Origin of the sequence: Rheinheimera sp., from assembly GCF_037442345.1 — a bacterium.
In the GTDB taxonomy this organism is placed as follows: domain Bacteria; phylum Pseudomonadota; class Gammaproteobacteria; order Enterobacterales; family Alteromonadaceae; genus Pararheinheimera.
In genome coordinates this window covers 161,311-176,690 of record NZ_JBBIQL010000005.1, presented here as the reverse complement: position 1 = coordinate 176,690, position 15,380 = coordinate 161,311, and the positions used below count along the sequence as shown (strand labels likewise).

At 52.9% G+C, this 15,380-nt stretch carries 16 protein-coding genes and 2 tRNA genes; 2 read left to right on the top strand and 16 right to left on the bottom strand.

The annotated features are described in order from the left end of the window. Positions 1-51: 51 nt before the first annotated feature. From WKJ04_RS04570 to tsaE, 11 genes are all read right to left on the bottom strand, one after another. Entirely contained in the window at positions 52-1,353 is a 1,302-nt protein-coding gene (locus tag WKJ04_RS04570; RefSeq protein WP_337879311.1) for an adenylosuccinate synthase, read from the bottom strand. A gap of 133 nt (positions 1,354-1,486) precedes the next feature. Continuing rightward, positions 1,487-1,675 (bottom strand): DUF2065 domain-containing protein, encoded by a 189-nt coding sequence (locus WKJ04_RS04565; RefSeq protein ID WP_337879310.1) that lies wholly within the window; start codon positions 1,673-1,675, stop codon positions 1,487-1,489. Then, on the bottom strand, positions 1,668-2,837 hold the full coding sequence (locus tag WKJ04_RS04560; RefSeq protein ID WP_337879309.1) for an aminotransferase class V-fold PLP-dependent enzyme: 1,170 nt from the start codon (positions 2,835-2,837) through the stop codon (positions 1,668-1,670). Before WKJ04_RS04560 ends, WKJ04_RS04565 begins: the two co-directional genes overlap by 8 nt. A 69-nt stretch (positions 2,838-2,906) precedes the next feature. Then, on the bottom strand, positions 2,907-3,788 hold the full coding sequence (gene hflC, locus WKJ04_RS04555; RefSeq protein ID WP_337842310.1) for a protease modulator HflC: 882 nt from the start codon (positions 3,786-3,788) through the stop codon (positions 2,907-2,909). A 3-nt stretch (positions 3,789-3,791) separates the two neighbouring features. Beyond that, on the bottom strand, positions 3,792-4,952 hold the full coding sequence (gene hflK / locus WKJ04_RS04550; RefSeq protein WP_337879308.1) for an FtsH protease activity modulator HflK: 1,161 nt from the start codon (positions 4,950-4,952) through the stop codon (positions 3,792-3,794). Positions 4,953-5,053: 101 nt separating this feature from the next. Further along, positions 5,054-6,343: a ribosome rescue GTPase HflX gene (gene hflX / locus WKJ04_RS04545; protein ID WP_337879307.1), complete on the bottom strand. Its 1,290-nt coding sequence runs from the start codon at positions 6,341-6,343 to the stop codon at positions 5,054-5,056. Positions 6,344-6,357: 14 nt separating this feature from the next. Next, on the bottom strand, positions 6,358-6,612 hold the full coding sequence (hfq, locus tag WKJ04_RS04540; RefSeq protein WP_337842313.1) for an RNA chaperone Hfq: 255 nt from the start codon (positions 6,610-6,612) through the stop codon (positions 6,358-6,360). A gap of 95 nt (positions 6,613-6,707) precedes the next feature. Continuing rightward, positions 6,708-7,631, bottom strand: a complete 924-nt coding sequence (gene miaA, locus WKJ04_RS04535) for a tRNA (adenosine(37)-N6)-dimethylallyltransferase MiaA (RefSeq protein ID WP_337879306.1) — start codon at positions 7,629-7,631, stop codon at positions 6,708-6,710. Then, positions 7,628-9,346 carry a DNA mismatch repair endonuclease MutL gene (gene mutL, locus WKJ04_RS04530; protein ID WP_337879305.1) on the bottom strand — a complete coding sequence of 573 codons (1,719 nt, stop codon included), beginning with the start codon at positions 9,344-9,346 and terminating at the stop codon, positions 7,628-7,630. The genes miaA and mutL overlap by 4 nt, the downstream gene beginning before the upstream one ends. Continuing rightward, a complete protein-coding gene (locus tag WKJ04_RS04525) occupies positions 9,346-10,758 on the bottom strand; it encodes an N-acetylmuramoyl-L-alanine amidase (RefSeq protein WP_337879304.1) in 1,413 nt (470 codons plus the stop codon). The genes mutL and WKJ04_RS04525 overlap by 1 nt, the downstream gene beginning before the upstream one ends. Next, positions 10,755-11,234, bottom strand: coding sequence for a tRNA (adenosine(37)-N6)-threonylcarbamoyltransferase complex ATPase subunit type 1 TsaE (tsaE, locus tag WKJ04_RS04520; RefSeq protein WP_337842317.1), 480 nt, complete (start codon positions 11,232-11,234; stop codon positions 10,755-10,757). Before tsaE ends, WKJ04_RS04525 begins: the two co-directional genes overlap by 4 nt. A 160-nt stretch (positions 11,235-11,394) precedes the next feature. On the opposite strand from tsaE, the gene queG reads away from it, so the two are divergent. Then, positions 11,395-12,540: a tRNA epoxyqueuosine(34) reductase QueG gene (gene queG, locus WKJ04_RS04515; RefSeq protein ID WP_337879303.1), complete on the top strand. Its 1,146-nt coding sequence runs from the start codon at positions 11,395-11,397 to the stop codon at positions 12,538-12,540. Here queG and WKJ04_RS04510 read toward each other — a convergent pair. From WKJ04_RS04510 to orn, 5 genes are all read right to left on the bottom strand, one after another. Next, positions 12,479-12,697, bottom strand: coding sequence for a DUF1289 domain-containing protein (locus WKJ04_RS04510; protein WP_337879302.1), 219 nt, complete (start codon positions 12,695-12,697; stop codon positions 12,479-12,481). The two genes, queG and WKJ04_RS04510, sit on opposite strands and share 62 nt — an antisense overlap. A 37-nt stretch (positions 12,698-12,734) precedes the next feature. Then, positions 12,735-13,229: a DUF4442 domain-containing protein gene (locus WKJ04_RS04505; protein WP_337879301.1), complete on the bottom strand. Its 495-nt coding sequence runs from the start codon at positions 13,227-13,229 to the stop codon at positions 12,735-12,737. A gap of 162 nt (positions 13,230-13,391) precedes the next feature. Then, positions 13,392-13,467: transfer RNA gene (locus WKJ04_RS04500), tRNA-Gly, on the bottom strand. A 27-nt stretch (positions 13,468-13,494) separates the two neighbouring features. Further along, positions 13,495-13,570, bottom strand: a tRNA-Gly gene (locus WKJ04_RS04495). A gap of 81 nt (positions 13,571-13,651) precedes the next feature. Beyond that, positions 13,652-14,203 carry an oligoribonuclease gene (orn, locus tag WKJ04_RS04490; RefSeq protein ID WP_337879300.1) on the bottom strand — a complete coding sequence of 184 codons (552 nt, stop codon included), beginning with the start codon at positions 14,201-14,203 and terminating at the stop codon, positions 13,652-13,654. A gap of 131 nt (positions 14,204-14,334) precedes the next feature. On the opposite strand from orn, the gene rsgA reads away from it, so the two are divergent. Then, positions 14,335-15,375: a small ribosomal subunit biogenesis GTPase RsgA gene (rsgA, locus tag WKJ04_RS04485; RefSeq protein WP_337879299.1), complete on the top strand. Its 1,041-nt coding sequence runs from the start codon at positions 14,335-14,337 to the stop codon at positions 15,373-15,375. Positions 15,376-15,380 lie beyond the last annotated feature (5 nt).

Below are 15,380 nucleotides of genomic sequence, written 5' to 3'. Positions count from 1 at the left end.
GCCCCTTCGAGGGGCCTACTGCAAAGCCACCTTCTTCAGAAGGTGGATTCTTTACCAGACGTCGTACGGATGACGCAGGGTGATGGTTTCCACCCGGTCAGGCCCTGTTGAGACGATGTCGATAGGTACGCCTGTCACCTGTTCCAGCCGCTGAATGTAATCGCGGGCGGCCTGCGGCAGATCTTCCAGTTTCTGCACCCCAAAAGTGGTGTCGCTCCACCCTGGCATTTCTTCATAAATGGGCGTAACAGCTTCGTAGCCTTCTGCCGCCATCGGAGGTACGTCCGTCACAGTACCATCCGCCAGCTGGTAGCCAGTACAGATTTTCACTGTGTCCAGGCCGTCCAGCACGTCCAGCTTGGTTAAACAGAAACCAGAGATGCTGTTCAGCTGCACTGCACGTTTGACCGCTACGGCATCAAACCAGCCACAACGGCGCTTACGGCCTGTGGTCGCACCAAACTCGTGGCCTTTTACGCCCAGATGTTCACCGATGGCACAATCCAGCTCTGTCGGGAATGGGCCAGACCCCACACGGGTGGTATAGGCTTTGACAATCCCCAGTACATAATCGATGTAACGCGGGCCAAAACCAGCCCCTGTCGCCACACCACCGGCAGTGGTGTTAGAGGATGTCACATAAGGGTAAGTGCCGTGGTCAATATCCAGCAGTGTGCCCTGTGCACCTTCAAACATAATTTCCTGACCTTCTTTGCGGGCTTTATCCAGCAAGTCAGTCACGTCCACCACCATGGGCTTCAGAATTTCAGCAATGGCCAGCGCATTGTCCAGCGTGGTCTGATAATCCACAGCATCCACTTTGTAGTACTGTGTCAGCGTGAAATTATGCAGATCCATCAGGGTTTTCAGTTTTTCAGCGAACAATTCAGGATTGAACAGATCGCCAACACGTAAACCACGACGGGCGACTTTATCTTCATACGCAGGACCAATACCACGACCTGTAGTACCGATAGGCTTGTCGCCACGGGCCACTTCACGGGCTTTATCGAGGGCCACATGGAAAGGCAGGATCAGCGGACAGGCTTCACTCAGCACTAAACGCTGTTTTACCGGAACACCTTTTTGTTCCAGCATGCTCATCTCTTTCAGTAAAGCTTCTGGTGACAACACCACACCGTTACCGATCACGCATTTGACGTTGTCACGCAAAATACCGGACGGGATTAAATGCAATACTGTTTTTTCACCGTTGATTACCAAAGTGTGGCCGGCGTTGTGACCGCCCTGATAACGCACCACAAAGCTGGCTTTGTCAGTTAACAAGTCAACGATTTTACCTTTACCTTCGTCACCCCATTGGGTGCCGAGCACTACTACGTTTTTGGCCATGGTTCCTACATCATGGTAAAAAATTAGGCGGGGATTCTAGCAAATTCGCATTCAAACTGCATCTGGACGTCCGAAAAAAAAGCAGAAATTTTGTTTCTGCTTTTTGATCAGTAAGTTAGCCAGGCAGCTTGTGTCAGGACAGGAAAAAGTACAACAGCAAAACACCCGCCAATACCAAACTGCCACCCAGTTGCTGCAATGACGCACTGTCCTGGGCGGCAATTTTCAGCAAGTAACGCCGCCAGCGGTTGGGAAACAATAAGGGGCCCAGCCCTTCCACCAACAACACCAGCCCCAAGGCAGCCAGCCAGAACTCAGACATGGCTGAGCTCCGCCAGACAGGACAAATCCAGTTGCTCGGGGTTTTGATACAAAGCAAACCCAAAACGCAACCGGTCGCCACGATAGTCGGTATGAATGCCCCGCTGTTTCAGTGCTGCAGCCAAGGCAGCCACTTTCTCTGCCGCAAAACGGAAGGTCAGAAACTGGCCTTGCACCTGCCCGTCTGCAGCCACTAAATACTCCCGGTTCAACAGCGGGTGTTGCAGCTGCTCCAACTGCTGCAGGAAACTTTGCTGCAGCTGGCGGATATAACGCTGCGTCACCTCCACGGACAAGCCTTCACGCTGAAAGAGTTCAAACACTGAATGCAGCCGGTACAGCGCTGAACAATCCATAGTAGCCCCGGCAAAACGCTGCCCATTGCCAGCGTATTGCACTTCACCGGCTTTGGCCTGGCTCAGCTCACCAAACTCGGCAAACCAGCCGGTATAATAAGGCCGGTGCAGACTGCCTGAAGGAACCGCCATAAAACAGCATCCTTCCCCCCCCTGTGCGTATTTGTAGCTGCCGGCCAGGTAAAAGATACGCGAGGCAATGGCCGATAAATCGGTCGGAATTGCCATAAAGCCATGGTAACCGTCCACCACTATCATGGCATCGGTCCGCGAATCCAACTGCTGCACCAGGCCAGTTAAATCTGCCAGGCCAACTCCGGAGTTAAAAAACACCTGGCTGAAAAACACCAAATCAGTTTTTGCGGCGGCGACCGCGACACACAGGCGCTCAGGCAGGCTGGCAAAAGGTTCGGCCGGCACCCGCACCAGTTCAATTTCGGCGTATTCACACAATCTGTTGAGCTGGCGGGTAAAACTATGAAATTCACTGTCTGTGGTCACCACGCGCAGCGGCTGACCGGGTCTGAAGCAGCTCAGCAGCCGCATCACAAATTCGTGGGTATTGGGGGCAAACACAATTTGACTTGGCTCTGGCAGCTGCAAAATCCGGGCAATGTGTCGTTGTACGGCCGGCATTTTTTCACCAAACACCAGCTCCCATTTGTCATCCACCAGCCGGGCGCTGTCATCCCAGTAGGCCAGCATGGCGTCGCGGGTTACGTCCGGCCAATAATGATGCGAATGGCAGGCAAAATGCTGGATGCCCGGGTTCGCCTGCAAAAAACGCTGATATAAATGTTGATACATAAAAATTCCGTCTATAAAAAAGGCCGGAGCACATTTGGATGTACGCCGGCCTTAATCGTTTTCTGACGCTTAGTTTTGTACTTTGTCTGACTTCATGTATTTAAAGAAGTCATTATCAGGCTGAATAACCAGCACATCGTTTTTGTTCTGGAAGCTGTTTTTGTAGGCATCCAGACTACGGACAAAACTGAAGAACTCGGCGTTTTTGTTGTAAGCGTCCGCGTATATTTTCGCGGCTGATGCATCACCTTCACCACGCACAGTCCGTGAGTTACGTTCGGCGTCAGCCACCATCACTGTCACCCGGGCATCCACATCAGCGCGGATAATTTCTGACTGTTCCATACCACGGGAACGGTGCTCTTTGGCCACAGCTGCACGTTCAGCACGCATCCGTTGGAAAATAGAGGTAGAGATTTCGTCCGGCAGGTTAATCTTTTTCACCCGCACGTCGAGAATTTCAATACCCAGCTCCTGCGCGCCTTCAGCTGCCTGAGCCATAGCACGCACCATCAATTGAGTCCGTTCGCCAGACACAATTTCCTGAATGGTTCTGCTACCAAACTCTGTCCGTAAACCGTTGTTAATGTATTGCTTTAACAGGGTTTCAGCCTGATTCAGGTTGCCGCCGGTCGACAGGAAATACTTGCCAAAATCGGCAATGCGCCATTTCACATAACTGTCGACCAGTAAGTCTTTTTTCTCCGCCGTGACAAAACGGTCGGAGCCTTCACCCAGAGTCTGTACTCGGGCATCCAGCAACCGCACAGTTTCAATCAGTGGCACTTTAAAATGCAGGCCTGGTTCAAATACCGTCACCGCATCCTGGGCATCCCGTTGAATTTTACCGAAACGAATCACGATACCGCGTTCGCCTTCTGGCACCACAAAAACCGAAGAAACCACTGCAATACCGACCAAGGCGGCGATAGCTATTACTAAATTTTTCATCGCTTATCCTCTGCCTGTTCTGCTGTTATCACCACGACCGGAGTCGCTGCGACCTGCGGGTACACTGCGGTTATCCAGCGGCGTCACTCTGTTGTCAGGCAACACCGGATTGCTCACAGCGCCTTTGGGTTCAGCAGGATTGATCATTTTATCCAACGGCAAGTACATAATATTGTTGCCGTTTTTCACATCGACCAGCACTTTGGATGTGTTGCCGTACACCTGTTCCATTGTTTCCAGATACATCCGGTCACGGGTGACTTGCGGTGCAGCCAGATACTCAGGCAACAGTTTGTCAAAACGCGCCACTTCACCCTGAGCTTTTAAGGTAATTTGTTGTTTATAGGCTTCCGCTTCCTGCATCATCCGGTTCACCTGACCACGGGCACGAGGTTCGATTTCGCGGGCATAAGCTTCGGCTTCACGAATAAAGCGCTGCTCGTCTTCCTGTGCAGCAATAGCGTCATCAAAGGCTTCTTTCACTTCCTCAGGCGGACGGGCATCACGGAAGTTGACATCCACCAGCTCCAGGCCCAGGTTATAAGGCTTGATAATAGACTCCAGCTCGGTGCGGGTGTTCTGACGGATCACCTCACGTCCTTTGGTCAGCACGTCATCCATCAGCGAATGGCCTACCACGTAACGCAATGCAGCGTCGGTCGCTTCACGCAGACTGGTGTCCGCATCCACCACAGAGAACTTGTAGGAACGGGCATCAAAGACCCGGTATTGAATTTCGAAGGTGACCCGCACCAGGTTTTGATCCTGAGTCAGCATAAAGCCGTCCGTGCGTAATGAGCGGACAGAAGTGACATCCACCGGGATCACAGAATCGATAAAAGTCGGTTTCCAGTGAATACCTGGTGTGACTTCGGTATGGTACTGGCCGAAACGCAATACGACGCCCCGCTCAGATTCTTTAATGGTGTAGAAACCGCTAAAAGCCCAAACAAGCGCAGCCACCAGCAGGATCAACACCAACGCCGCGGAACCACCGCTGTTCATGTTGCTGTTACTGCCTTTACCTGAACCAAACAGGCCACCGAACTTTTTGCTTAAGTTACGGAATACTTCATCTAAATCGGGCGGGCCATCATTCCGACCACCACCGCTACGCCAGGGGTCGTTGTCTTTGCCGTTATTGCCCGGCTCATTCCAAGCCATGCTTCACTCCATCTCACGTTGTGATATTGAAACTAATGTACCAAAAAAAATGTTTTGCTGTCTGGTCAATGCCGCTATTTATATCGCTGTTCGCTTTAACTTTATACAACAGTCACCAGATAGTTTTGTAACAAGCCGTCACTTTGCTTCACCAGTCTGGCCCATTCAGTCCTGTGGATCGCCACTTTCACTATGGCGTCACCTTGTTCATTAAACTCTTCCTGTTGCACGGCACAGAGCTGATGCAAGCGGGAGCGCCAGACACTCAACTGCGGCGGCAAGGTTAAGGTCAGCCGGATAAAATCAACCGACAGCCGTTGCCGGATGGCCTGGCCTAATAAATCCATGCCCTCGCCTGTTTTAGCCGACAACCAAACGGCTACAGGTTGCAACTCGTCGTTGTATTCAATACGGGCTGGTTGTTGGTTCTGATCAATTTTATTAAATACCTTCAACTGAGGCACCTCTGCCGCCTCAATCTCTTCCAGTACCAGTTGCACCTGACGGATATTGTCATCCAGCCGCTCGTCGGCACAATCAATCACATGCAACTGCAGGTCCGCATCGCGGCTTTCCTGCAAAGTTGACTTGAACGCGGCCACCAGGTCATGGGGCAAATGCCGGATAAAACCAACCGTATCCGCCACGACTAAGTCGCCAAACTCAGGCAGCTGGATTTGCCGCAGTGTCGGATCCAGGGTAGCAAACAGCTGATCAGCGGCATAGACACCGGCCTGCGTCAGACGATTAAACAAAGTGGATTTGCCGGCGTTGGTGTAGCCAACCAAAGACACCACCGGAACTTCAGCTTGCTGCCGGGCTTTACGACCCTGCTCGCGTTGCTGGCTGACTTTAGCCAGCCGCTGTTTCAGTACGGTAATACGTTCGCGTAACAGCCGCCTGTCTGTTTCCAGCCTGGTTTCACCCGGACCACGTAAACCAATACCGCCTTTTTGTCGCTCAATATTATCCCAGCCACGGACCAGACGGGACGCCAGGTGTTTCAGCTGGGCCAGCTCAACCTGCAATTTGCCTTCGTAACTGCGGGCTCGCTGGGCAAAAATATCCAAGATCAGACTGGTGCGATCAATAACCCGGCACTGGCACAGGCGTTCCAGATTGCGGGTTTGGGCTGGGGACAAAGCGTGATTGAAAATAATCAGATCGGCTTGCAGCTCAGCGACAGCCTGCGCTAGTTCTGTCGCTTTGCCACTACCTAAAAAAAACTTGGCATCAATGCTGCTGCGGCTGGCAGTAATCACTGCTTTTTTCTGCACTCCGGCAGAAGCCACCAACATAACCAGCTCATTTAAATCTTCGCTGGCACTGTCTTGTTGAAGATAGAGATGAACCAGGATCGCCTGTTCGGCTACCTTTGCATGTTCAAACAAGCTGTCTGACTCTGTTATTCAGTCTCTTCACCTTCAGAGGTGCCTGCATGACCTGCCATGGTGTTCACAGCGCGGGCCGGTACCACAGTAGAAATTGCATGTTTGTAAACCATCTGGCTTACAGTGTTTTTCAACAGGATCACAAACTGATCAAAAGATTCGATCTGGCCCTGCAGCTTAATGCCATTGACCAGATAAATAGAAACCGGGATGCGCTCACGTCTCAATGTGTTTAAGAATGGGTCTTGTAACGATTGGCCCTTTGCCATTTTCGCTTTCCTTATTTTTTATTAGTCTTGCCGGATATTGTGATTATTATATTATTTTCAAGTCGTTAAATAACAACTTTTTTTCAATTACTTTCTTAGCGTAGCGAAGTTAAAAGCAGTTGCAAGTTTTGCGCTGTGCCCTGTTCGGTTTTTAACCAGCATAAATCGGGCCAGCTTCGCAACCAGGTCAATTGCCGTTTCGCCAACTGACGGGTCGCAGCAATCCCCTGCTCTGTCATTTCAGCTTCGCTGATATATCCACTCAGATACAACCACATTTGCCGGTAGCCTACACAGCGCATCGAAGGAAGATCCAGATGTAAATCACCACGCTGCATCAGCTGTTTCACTTCCTCAGCAAAACCTTGCTGCAGCATGTGCCGGAATCTGACCGCTATGCGCTGATGAAGTTCAGCCCTGTCATCCGGCACTATGGCAAATTGCTTTACCGGGTATGGAAAGGCTTGCCCTTTTTCTGCCGTCAGCTCCGTCATGCTTTTACCACTGAGCCGGTACACCTCAATGGCCCTGTTAATCCGCTGCGGATCATTGGGGTGGATACGGGCGGCTGACACCGGATCAAAGGCCGCCAGTTGCTGATGCAATGCCGCCCAGCCCTGCTCGCTGGCTTCCTGTTCAATTTGTTGCCGAACCTGAGGGTCTGCTTCCGGCAACGGCGACATGCCCTGCAGCAGGGTGCGGTAATACAACATGGTCCCGCCCACCAGTATCGCCGTTTTGCCTTTTCGGTGGCAATCCGCAATTAGTCGAAGTGCGTCGCTGCGAAAATCAGCGGCGGAATAAGCTTGCAACGGGTCCAGAATATCAATCAGATGATGGGGTGCCAGCGCCTGCTCTTCTGCCGTAGGTTTGGCGGTACCAATGTCCATCCCTTTGTAAATCAGTGCGCTGTCGACACTGATAAGTTCTGAAGGTAAGCGCTGATACAGCTCCAGCGCCAGGGCGGTTTTGCCACTGGCAGTTGGACCCATTAAAAAAATCACGCCTGGTTGATTCATGCTCGCTCCTGCAGCTGCGCCAGAGCTGCAGCCACATCCAGGGCTACTGCGCTGGTGTCTGGTTCTGTATTCAATAACTCTGGGAAATATCGCCCCAACCTGGCCCCATCGATAAAACGCCCGGCAAGCAACACATGAATTAATTGCTGCACCAGCGCATCAGGTTCAGATGGTGGTGCCAGTTGCCACCACTGAGCCAACCAGGCTGCAACGGCACTTTGCCGCAAAAAAGCCGGAACCCCCCGGACTATCAATTGCTGATCAGACACCAGCAGGTCAAAACCCAGTTGCGCCATTAATCCGGCATGCCGCAGCAACAGCTGCTGCTCTTTGTGCTCGAGCGTCAGCCGGACCGGCATCAGTAACGGCAACGCATCCAGGGTTCTGGCCAGCCAGGATCGGGCCAGCACAGGCACCAGATCCTGCAAATACAGCTGCTCGTTCACAAAACATAACTGATAGCGGTTTTGCAGCAGCCAAAGCCGGCTGTTGTCTGGCATGTTTGCTGAAGCAGCGGCAGCCGTTACTGGTGCAGCTTCCAGCGCCGGTGGCCAAGGCTGCGCTGCGCCAGCGGACGTTGTCCCTGAAGCCCGGTAAACCGGGCTGGTATAAGGGCCTGGTCGCACGGCAAAATGTTCTGTCACCCCATACCCGCTGCCACGACCAGGAGCCGCATGCACAGAGACTGATTCGGTCAGCGCGTCCTGCCTTGCAGCGGGCTCTAACTGCGACAATGCATTTTGCAGCGCACTGACCACAAAATCATGCACTAACCTCGCCTGATGAAAACGGACTTCATGTTTGGCCGGATGCACATTGACATCCACCTGACGCGGGTCCAGTTCCAGATAAAGCACAAAAGAGGCTTGTTGATCTTGCGCCAGTAAATGGCCATAGGCCTGACGGATGGCATGATTCAACAGCTTATCCCGCATCATGCGGCCATTGACATAAGAATACTGCACCGAACTCTGTGCACAGGCGTCCGGTTGCAGCAACCAGCCGTGCAGAGTCATGCCTTCGTAAGCCACATTCACCCGAGCCGCCTGCTGGGCAAAAGCTTTACCGCACAGCGCCGCCACCCGTTTTTGTTGTTGCCCTGTATCCTGTGCCTGGCGTAACTGCCGTACCAGTTGACCGTTATGCGTCAGGGTCCAGCTGACATCAAATCGGCTCAACGCCAGACGCTTGACCAGCTCATCAATATGGGAAAACTCGGTTTTATCACTGCGTAAAAACTTACGCCGTGCCGGGGTATTAAAAAACAGATCCAGCACTTCGATACTGGTTCCATCCGGATGCGCCGCAGGTTTAATCTCAACCTGCATATCACGCCCTTCCGCACTGGCCTGCCAGGCCTTGTCTTGTGACGCAGGTTTGGAGGTCAAGGTCAGACGAGAGACCGAGCTGATACTGGCCAACGCCTCCCCCCGAAAACCCAGGCTGACAATTTGTTCTAAATCATCCAGGGTGCTGATTTTACTGGTGGCATGGCGACATAACGCCAGCTCAAGTTCAGCCTGAGCAATGCCGCTGCCATTGTCACGGATCAGGATCTTTTTGCAGCCGCCTTTTTCAATATCAATCCACAGCTCGGTTGCACCCGCATCCAGGCTGTTTTCCACCAGTTCTTTGACGACCGAAGCAGGACGTTCCACCACTTCACCAGCGGCGATCTGGTTCGCCAGTTGAGGCGATAAGATCTGAATTGGCATCAGGGGATCCTCAGAACCTGACCAATTTTAATGTTGTCATCCCGCAGCCTATTGTGCTGACGTAACTGCGCCATGCTGACACCATACTGCCGCGCCAGCCTGGACAAGGATTCCCCAGCTTTGACTTTGTGGGTGCGTTCTGCAACAGCCACTGTCTGACCAGAGCCAACTGAAGCCACCGGCACGGCACGGCCTTGTTGTTTGATCGCGGCAAACATCGAGTCGGCCGGCGGTTGTTGGGAGAAATAGCTTTTCACTGCGTTGAATATAGCCTGTGCCAGGCGGCGCTGATGGCCCGGGTCTTTTAATTGGCGTTCTTCGTTGTAATTGGAGATAAAGCCGGTTTCAATCAGAATAGACGGAATATCCGGCGCTTTGAGCACAGCCAGACTGGCAGCCTGAGGTTCCTTTTTATGCAGATGCGCTACTTTGCCCATTTCCCGCAGTACTTCTTTCGCCACTTCAAAACCCGTCACCATGGAGTGGTTCATCGATAAATCCAGCACCGTTTGCGCCAGATAGCGCTCATTGGCAGAGTCTTTAATTACCTCGGCCACACCACCCAGCAGTTCCGAGTGCTGTTCTGTTTGCTCCAGCATCCGACCTACCTCTGTGGTGGCCCGGCGCATTGACAAGACCCACACCGAAGCACCATGGGCTTTGCGGTTTTTCACTGCGTCTGCATGCACCGAAATCAGCAGGTCAGCCTGTTTTTGCCGGGCAACGTCCGGCCTTTTCCCAGGATGAATGTAATAATCCCCTGTGCGGGTCATCACAGCTTTTAAACCTGGCTGCTGGTTGATCATCTGCATCAGTTGCTGCGAAATGGCGTAAGTCACCCGTTTTTCATAGGTGCCGTTTGGCCCCACAGCCCCGGGGTCGTTGCCGCCATGACCGGCATCAATGGCAATCACAATATCCCGGCCTGTGGCATGGCTGGGTGTCACAATTTTGGGTTCAGCCACAGTGGCTGGGACTGCCGGCTTCACGGCGCTGACTGGCGCCAGAGTCTGGCGACTGGCGCTTTGAGGCTTCAGATCGACCACCAGCCGGTGGCCATAAGGTGGCGAAGGTGGCAGGCTGAATACAGTGTCAGCCGCGGCCTGGGTCAGCTCAATCACCACAGCGGTCGCGGCACTGGGAGTGCGGCTGGCGTAAACACGTTTGACCAGCGCAGCGGAGCCACTGACTGGCCCCAGGTTCAGGCTGCTGACGCCTGCCAGTTCAATTTCCAACCGCTGAGGATTATTCAACCGGCGGCTTTTGTACGAAGGTGCTGCAGATAAATCCAGCACCAGCCGGGTGTTGTCGGGGCTCGCCCAAATCCGCACTCCTTTGACTGTGTTGGCTGCCTCGGCCAAAGGGGCCAGCAGTACACAACACAGTGCAAAAGCAACAGGCCATAGCCTCATGCCAGCCGCTCCCCAGATAACTGAGTCAGCCACTGTGCCGCTTTGCTATTGCCTGCAGTCAGGCTGGCTGTTCTTTGGCCGCACTGCAATTGCAACTGCAACTCCAGATCGGCAGGTGCCAACAAGCCATAACCCCGCTCGGGCCATTCAATCAGACATAAAGTCGAAGCGGAAAAATAATCACGAATGCCCATAAACTCTAATTCTTCCGGGTCACGTAACCGATATAAGTCAAAGTGATAGGCTGTTAACTCACCCAGCTGATAAGGTTCGACCAAGGTGTAGGTCGGGCTTTTGACATTGCCCTGATGACCCAGTGCCTGCAGCAAATAACGGCTGAAGGTGGTTTTGCCTGCACCTAAATCGCCTTTCAGATAAAGTACAGCGCCCTGCCGGAGCAAAGGTGCCAGAGCCCGGGCTAAAGCCGCCGTGGCCATTTCATCATCAAGAGGCAGAGTCAGTGCTGAAGTTGTCATGTATTCCTGTGCCAGGTTAAGTCGTGGTGCCAGACCGCAAAGCGGAAGTTAAATTGCCGCTCATGCTACCAAAAGACGCAGTACGCAGCCAGTTTCTTTGCCCAGCTTGCGTCACAGCTCTGTGATAAACTGCAGCCAGTTTTTCTTGCTTTGATTCACCATGCACCCTGATTGGTCCGAACTTGCACAACAAATAAAAAGCTGGGGACTGGAGCTGGGCTTCGGCCAGGTCGGCATTTGCGACACCGACCTTCAGGCCGAGGAACCCAGGCTGCAGGCTTGGCTGGATGCCGGCTTTCATGGTGAGATGGAATGGATGGCCAGCCACGGCATGAAGCGGGCCCGCCCTGCTGAATTAGTGCCCGGCACCTTAAGGGTGATTTCGGTACGGATGGATTATCTGCCGGAAGATGCTGCCTTTGCCTCGAACCTGGCCGATCCGGACAGCGCCTATATCAGCCGCTACGCGCTAGGGCGTGATTATCACAAGCTTATTCGAAGCCGGCTAAAACAACTCGGCGAAAAAATTCAGGCCTATGTCGGCCCTTATGGTTTCCGGCCTTTTGTGGATTCGGCCCCTGTACTGGAGCGACCTTTGGCGGCCAAAGCTGGTTTGGGCTGGCAAGGTAAGCATTCGCTGCTGCTCAATCGCGACGCCGGTTCGCTGTTTTTCCTTGGCGAGCTCTTTGTCGATTTACCTTTACCTGTCGATACACCGGCCGACGACAGCTGCGGCAACTGTGTAGCCTGTATCACCATCTGCCCCACCCAAGCCATAGTAGCGCCTTACACAGTGGACGCCCGGCGTTGTGTCTCTTACCTGACCATCGAACTGCAAGGCGATATCCCGGAACCACTGCGGCCGTTACTTGGCAACCGCATTTATGGCTGTGACGACTGTCAGTTAGTATGCCCGGTAAATCAGGCCGCAGCCGTCAGTGCAGAAAATGATTTTCAGCGCCGGCCCGTCTGGTTCAACAAAACCCTGATTGAATTATGGCGCTGGACTGAAACTGAGTTTTTGCACTTCACCGAAGGCTCGGCCATCCGGCGCATAGGCTACGAGCGCTGGCTGCGCAATATTGCAGTGGCATTAGGCAACGCGCCGTTCAGCGAAAAGACAGTCAGGGCCCTGCACGAGCGCAGCGGTTTGGTCAGCGACCTGGTGCAGCGTCATCTGGACTGGGCGCTGGCTCAGCAAAACGGCAAACAACAAAGGCTGCAATGGCAGCAGCAGAATTTACTTACTCGTCAGACCGAACGTTTGGTCCGGGTGATCCAAAAAGGTTTGCCGGATCATGCCTGAACTGCTGCTTTCTCTCTCTGGCGTTATCGAGGATTTGCTGCTGACGCTGCTCGTCGGCGTTCCCCCAAGCTTTAATTTCTTCCAATGAACGGCCACAACCCAGGCAAATATCCTGCAAATTCAGGCAACAGATGCGGGTACAAGGGGAAGGCAGCATTACAACTCTCCATGACGGGCACTGCCTTTAGTATGACCTACTTACGCTGCTTCGGCACCCAGGCCCAGACAAACTCGGCCAGCACAGGTTCGACATGGACTGAGTCGGTGATCTGCACCTTGATGCTGATTTCGCCTTTTTCTGTGCTGCGAATAAAGTCAATTTGCTCTGCGGTTAACTGAGCGCGCGCCGTTAAATCACCACTGGCGCGTTTCACATAATCCAGGTGCATCGATTTGAGCAAAGGAATGCGGTCATCCGGCACATGCACGCCCACCAGGAAGCCGCTGGCTGACTCGCCCAGCAACGACATCGCGGCTGCATGCACAGAGCCAATATGGTTCTGCACTTTGCTTTTGTTTTTTAACTTCAGTAAGGAGTGCGAAAAATCCAGTTCAGCCACCTGAACAGAGGCTGTGCCGGCAAATTTAATAGCGCGGCCAAATAACTGGGTTAACAACCAGCTGCGCAGCCAGGGGCTCTGCCGGTTGATTCTGTGCACATAACGGCCAAGTTTATTCACTGGTTCCATACTGGTCATACCTCTAAATGCAATGCTGCAAAACTAGCAGTAAAGCGTCATCCAGGCAAGCGGGATGCGGGACAGAGGCGTCATGCAGACACGAAAAAACCGCTTGATGCGGTACAGATGTTCACAGGTGCTTGTCATTTAAACCAGTGTTCCAACCGAAATTGGAGCGGGCAACGAGGCTCGAACTCGTGACCTCGACCTTGGCAAGGTCGCGCTCTACCAACTGAGCTATGCCCGCACTGAAGATGTCTTGCAGAACTGTACGTGGAGCGGGTTACGAGGCTCGAACTCGTGACCTCGACCTTGGCAAGGTCGCGCTCTACCAACTGAGCTAAACCCGCGTACAGTAAAAACCGCTTCTTTCAGTTTTCCGTCAGAAGCGGCGCGCATTTTACAAAAAAAATCGTACTGTGCAACAGCTTTTATTCAGGAATTTTGAAAAAATGCTGCCGGTAGACCATTAATTCAGCAATGGATTCCCGAATATCGTCCAGCGCCAGATGGGTCGATGACTTTTTCACCAGTTTGGTCACAGCCGGAGCCCAACGTTTGGCCAGCTCTTTCACTGTGCTGACATCCAGATTACGGTAATGGAAATAAGCTTCAAACTCCGGTGCATACTTCACCAGAAAACGACGGTCCTGCCCTATGCTGTTGCCACACATCGGCGATTTGCCAGCCGGCACATAACCGCTTAAGAATTCGATGGTCTGCCGCACCGCCTCAGCCAGGTCGGTCTGGCTGTCACGGCAACGTTGGGTTAAGCCACTTTTGCCATGGGTCTCAGTGCACCAGGCGTCCATGCCGTTTAATACCTCGTCTGAAGTTTTAATGGCAAAGACCGGACCTTCCGCCAGAATATTCAGGTCACTGTCGGTCACTATTGTCGCCATTTCCAGAATCACATCCCGTTCCGGATCCAGCCCGGTCATTTCCAGATCGATCCAGATCAGATTGTTTTCATTTGCTGCCATAGGTCTGCCTTCTCCTGCAGGTAATAAGCTCAGTGCTTTGTAACTTAGCTGAATAGCGGTATCATACCAAGCCCGGTGCCAACAACAAAGCCAGGCACCAACCGAACAGCAGCCAGCAACAGCGACGTAACGTGACCAAAAAAAAACACCTGACAGAACGCCAGCATCAACGCATAGCGGCGAACCAGAAAAAACGTTTTGTGCGGGCTGAAAAGCCTGAAGCGGCAGAACAGGATCTGGATTTATTTGCCGAAGCTGAACCTGGCCTGGTGATCAGTCGTTTTGGTCAACATGCCGATATCGAAGCGGCAGACGGTGGTATTTACCGTTGCAGTTTACGTCGGGTCATCAACAGCCTGGTCACAGGTGACAAAGTGTTGTGGCGTCGCGCCAAAGCGGCCAACAGTGCTCCGGCCGGTGTGGTGGAAGCCGTGGCAGAACGCGAGTCTGTGCTGGTTCGGCCGGATTTTTACGACGGCCTCAAACCTGTCGCCGCCAATATCGACCTGATGATTATTGTCTCTGCAGTCTTACCTGTGTTCTCCAGCAATATAGTGGACCGTTACCTGATTGCAGCAGAGGCGATGCAAATCAAACCTTTGTTGCTGCTGAACAAAGTCGATTTACTCAGCGAAACTGAACGCACTGAACTGGAGCAACAGCTCCAGATGTACACCCGTCTGGGTTACGACTTTCTGCTGCTCAGCGCCAAAACCGGCGAAGGCACAGCGCAGTTGAATAATTACCTGCAGCAAGGCTGCAGTATTTTTGTCGGCCAGTCCGGTGTTGGCAAATCATCCTTACTGAATGCGGTGCTACCCGGTATTGACGCGATCACGCAGGAAGTGTCGGAAATGTCAGGTCTGGGCCAGCACACCACCACCACAGCCCGGCTTTATCACCTGCCTCAGGGCGGTGATTTAATTGACTCTCCCGGCATCCGGGAATTTGCTTTATGGCATCTGGAACCGGAGCAGGTTGCTGCAGCTTACCCCGAATTTCAGCCCTGGCTTGGCCGCTGCAAATTCCGCGACTGCAAGCATCTGAATGATCCTGGCTGCGCACTGCAGCATGCGGTCAGCCAGGGTGATATTCACCCGGAACGTTTTCACAACTACCATAAGATCCTGCTCAGTATGCAGCAGGACAAACCTAATTATTTTTCTAACTGAGGTAC

Coding starts and splice junctions, on each gene's coding strand:
- WKJ04_RS04505 (WP_337879301.1), bottom strand. CDS start 13,229: ATGGAACCAGTGAATAAACTTGGCCGTTATGTGCACAGAATCAACCGG.
- WKJ04_RS04565 (WP_337879310.1), bottom strand. CDS start 1,675: ATGTCTGAGTTCTGGCTGGCTGCCTTGGGGCTGGTGTTGTTGGTGGAA.
- WKJ04_RS04525 (WP_337879304.1), bottom strand. CDS start 10,758: ATGAGGCTATGGCCTGTTGCTTTTGCACTGTGTTGTGTACTGCTGGCC.
- hflK (WP_337879308.1), bottom strand. CDS start 4,952: ATGGCTTGGAATGAGCCGGGCAATAACGGCAAAGACAACGACCCCTGG.
- WKJ04_RS04570 (WP_337879311.1), bottom strand. CDS start 1,353: ATGGCCAAAAACGTAGTAGTGCTCGGCACCCAATGGGGTGACGAAGGT.
- hflC (WP_337842310.1), bottom strand. CDS start 3,788: ATGAAAAATTTAGTAATAGCTATCGCCGCCTTGGTCGGTATTGCAGTG.
- hfq (WP_337842313.1), bottom strand. CDS start 6,612: ATGGCAAAGGGCCAATCGTTACAAGACCCATTCTTAAACACATTGAGA.
- mutL (WP_337879305.1), bottom strand. CDS start 9,346: ATGCCAATTCAGATCTTATCGCCTCAACTGGCGAACCAGATCGCCGCT.
- WKJ04_RS04560 (WP_337879309.1), bottom strand. CDS start 2,837: ATGTATCAACATTTATATCAGCGTTTTTTGCAGGCGAACCCGGGCATC.
- WKJ04_RS04510 (WP_337879302.1), bottom strand. CDS start 12,697: ATGCTGCCTTCCCCTTGTACCCGCATCTGTTGCCTGAATTTGCAGGAT.
- tsaE (WP_337842317.1), bottom strand. CDS start 11,234: ATGACAACTTCAGCACTGACTCTGCCTCTTGATGATGAAATGGCCACG.
- miaA (WP_337879306.1), bottom strand. CDS start 7,631: ATGAATCAACCAGGCGTGATTTTTTTAATGGGTCCAACTGCCAGTGGC.
- orn (WP_337879300.1), bottom strand. CDS start 14,203: ATGGCAGCAAATGAAAACAATCTGATCTGGATCGATCTGGAAATGACC.
- queG (WP_337879303.1), top strand. CDS start 11,395: ATGCACCCTGATTGGTCCGAACTTGCACAACAAATAAAAAGCTGGGGA.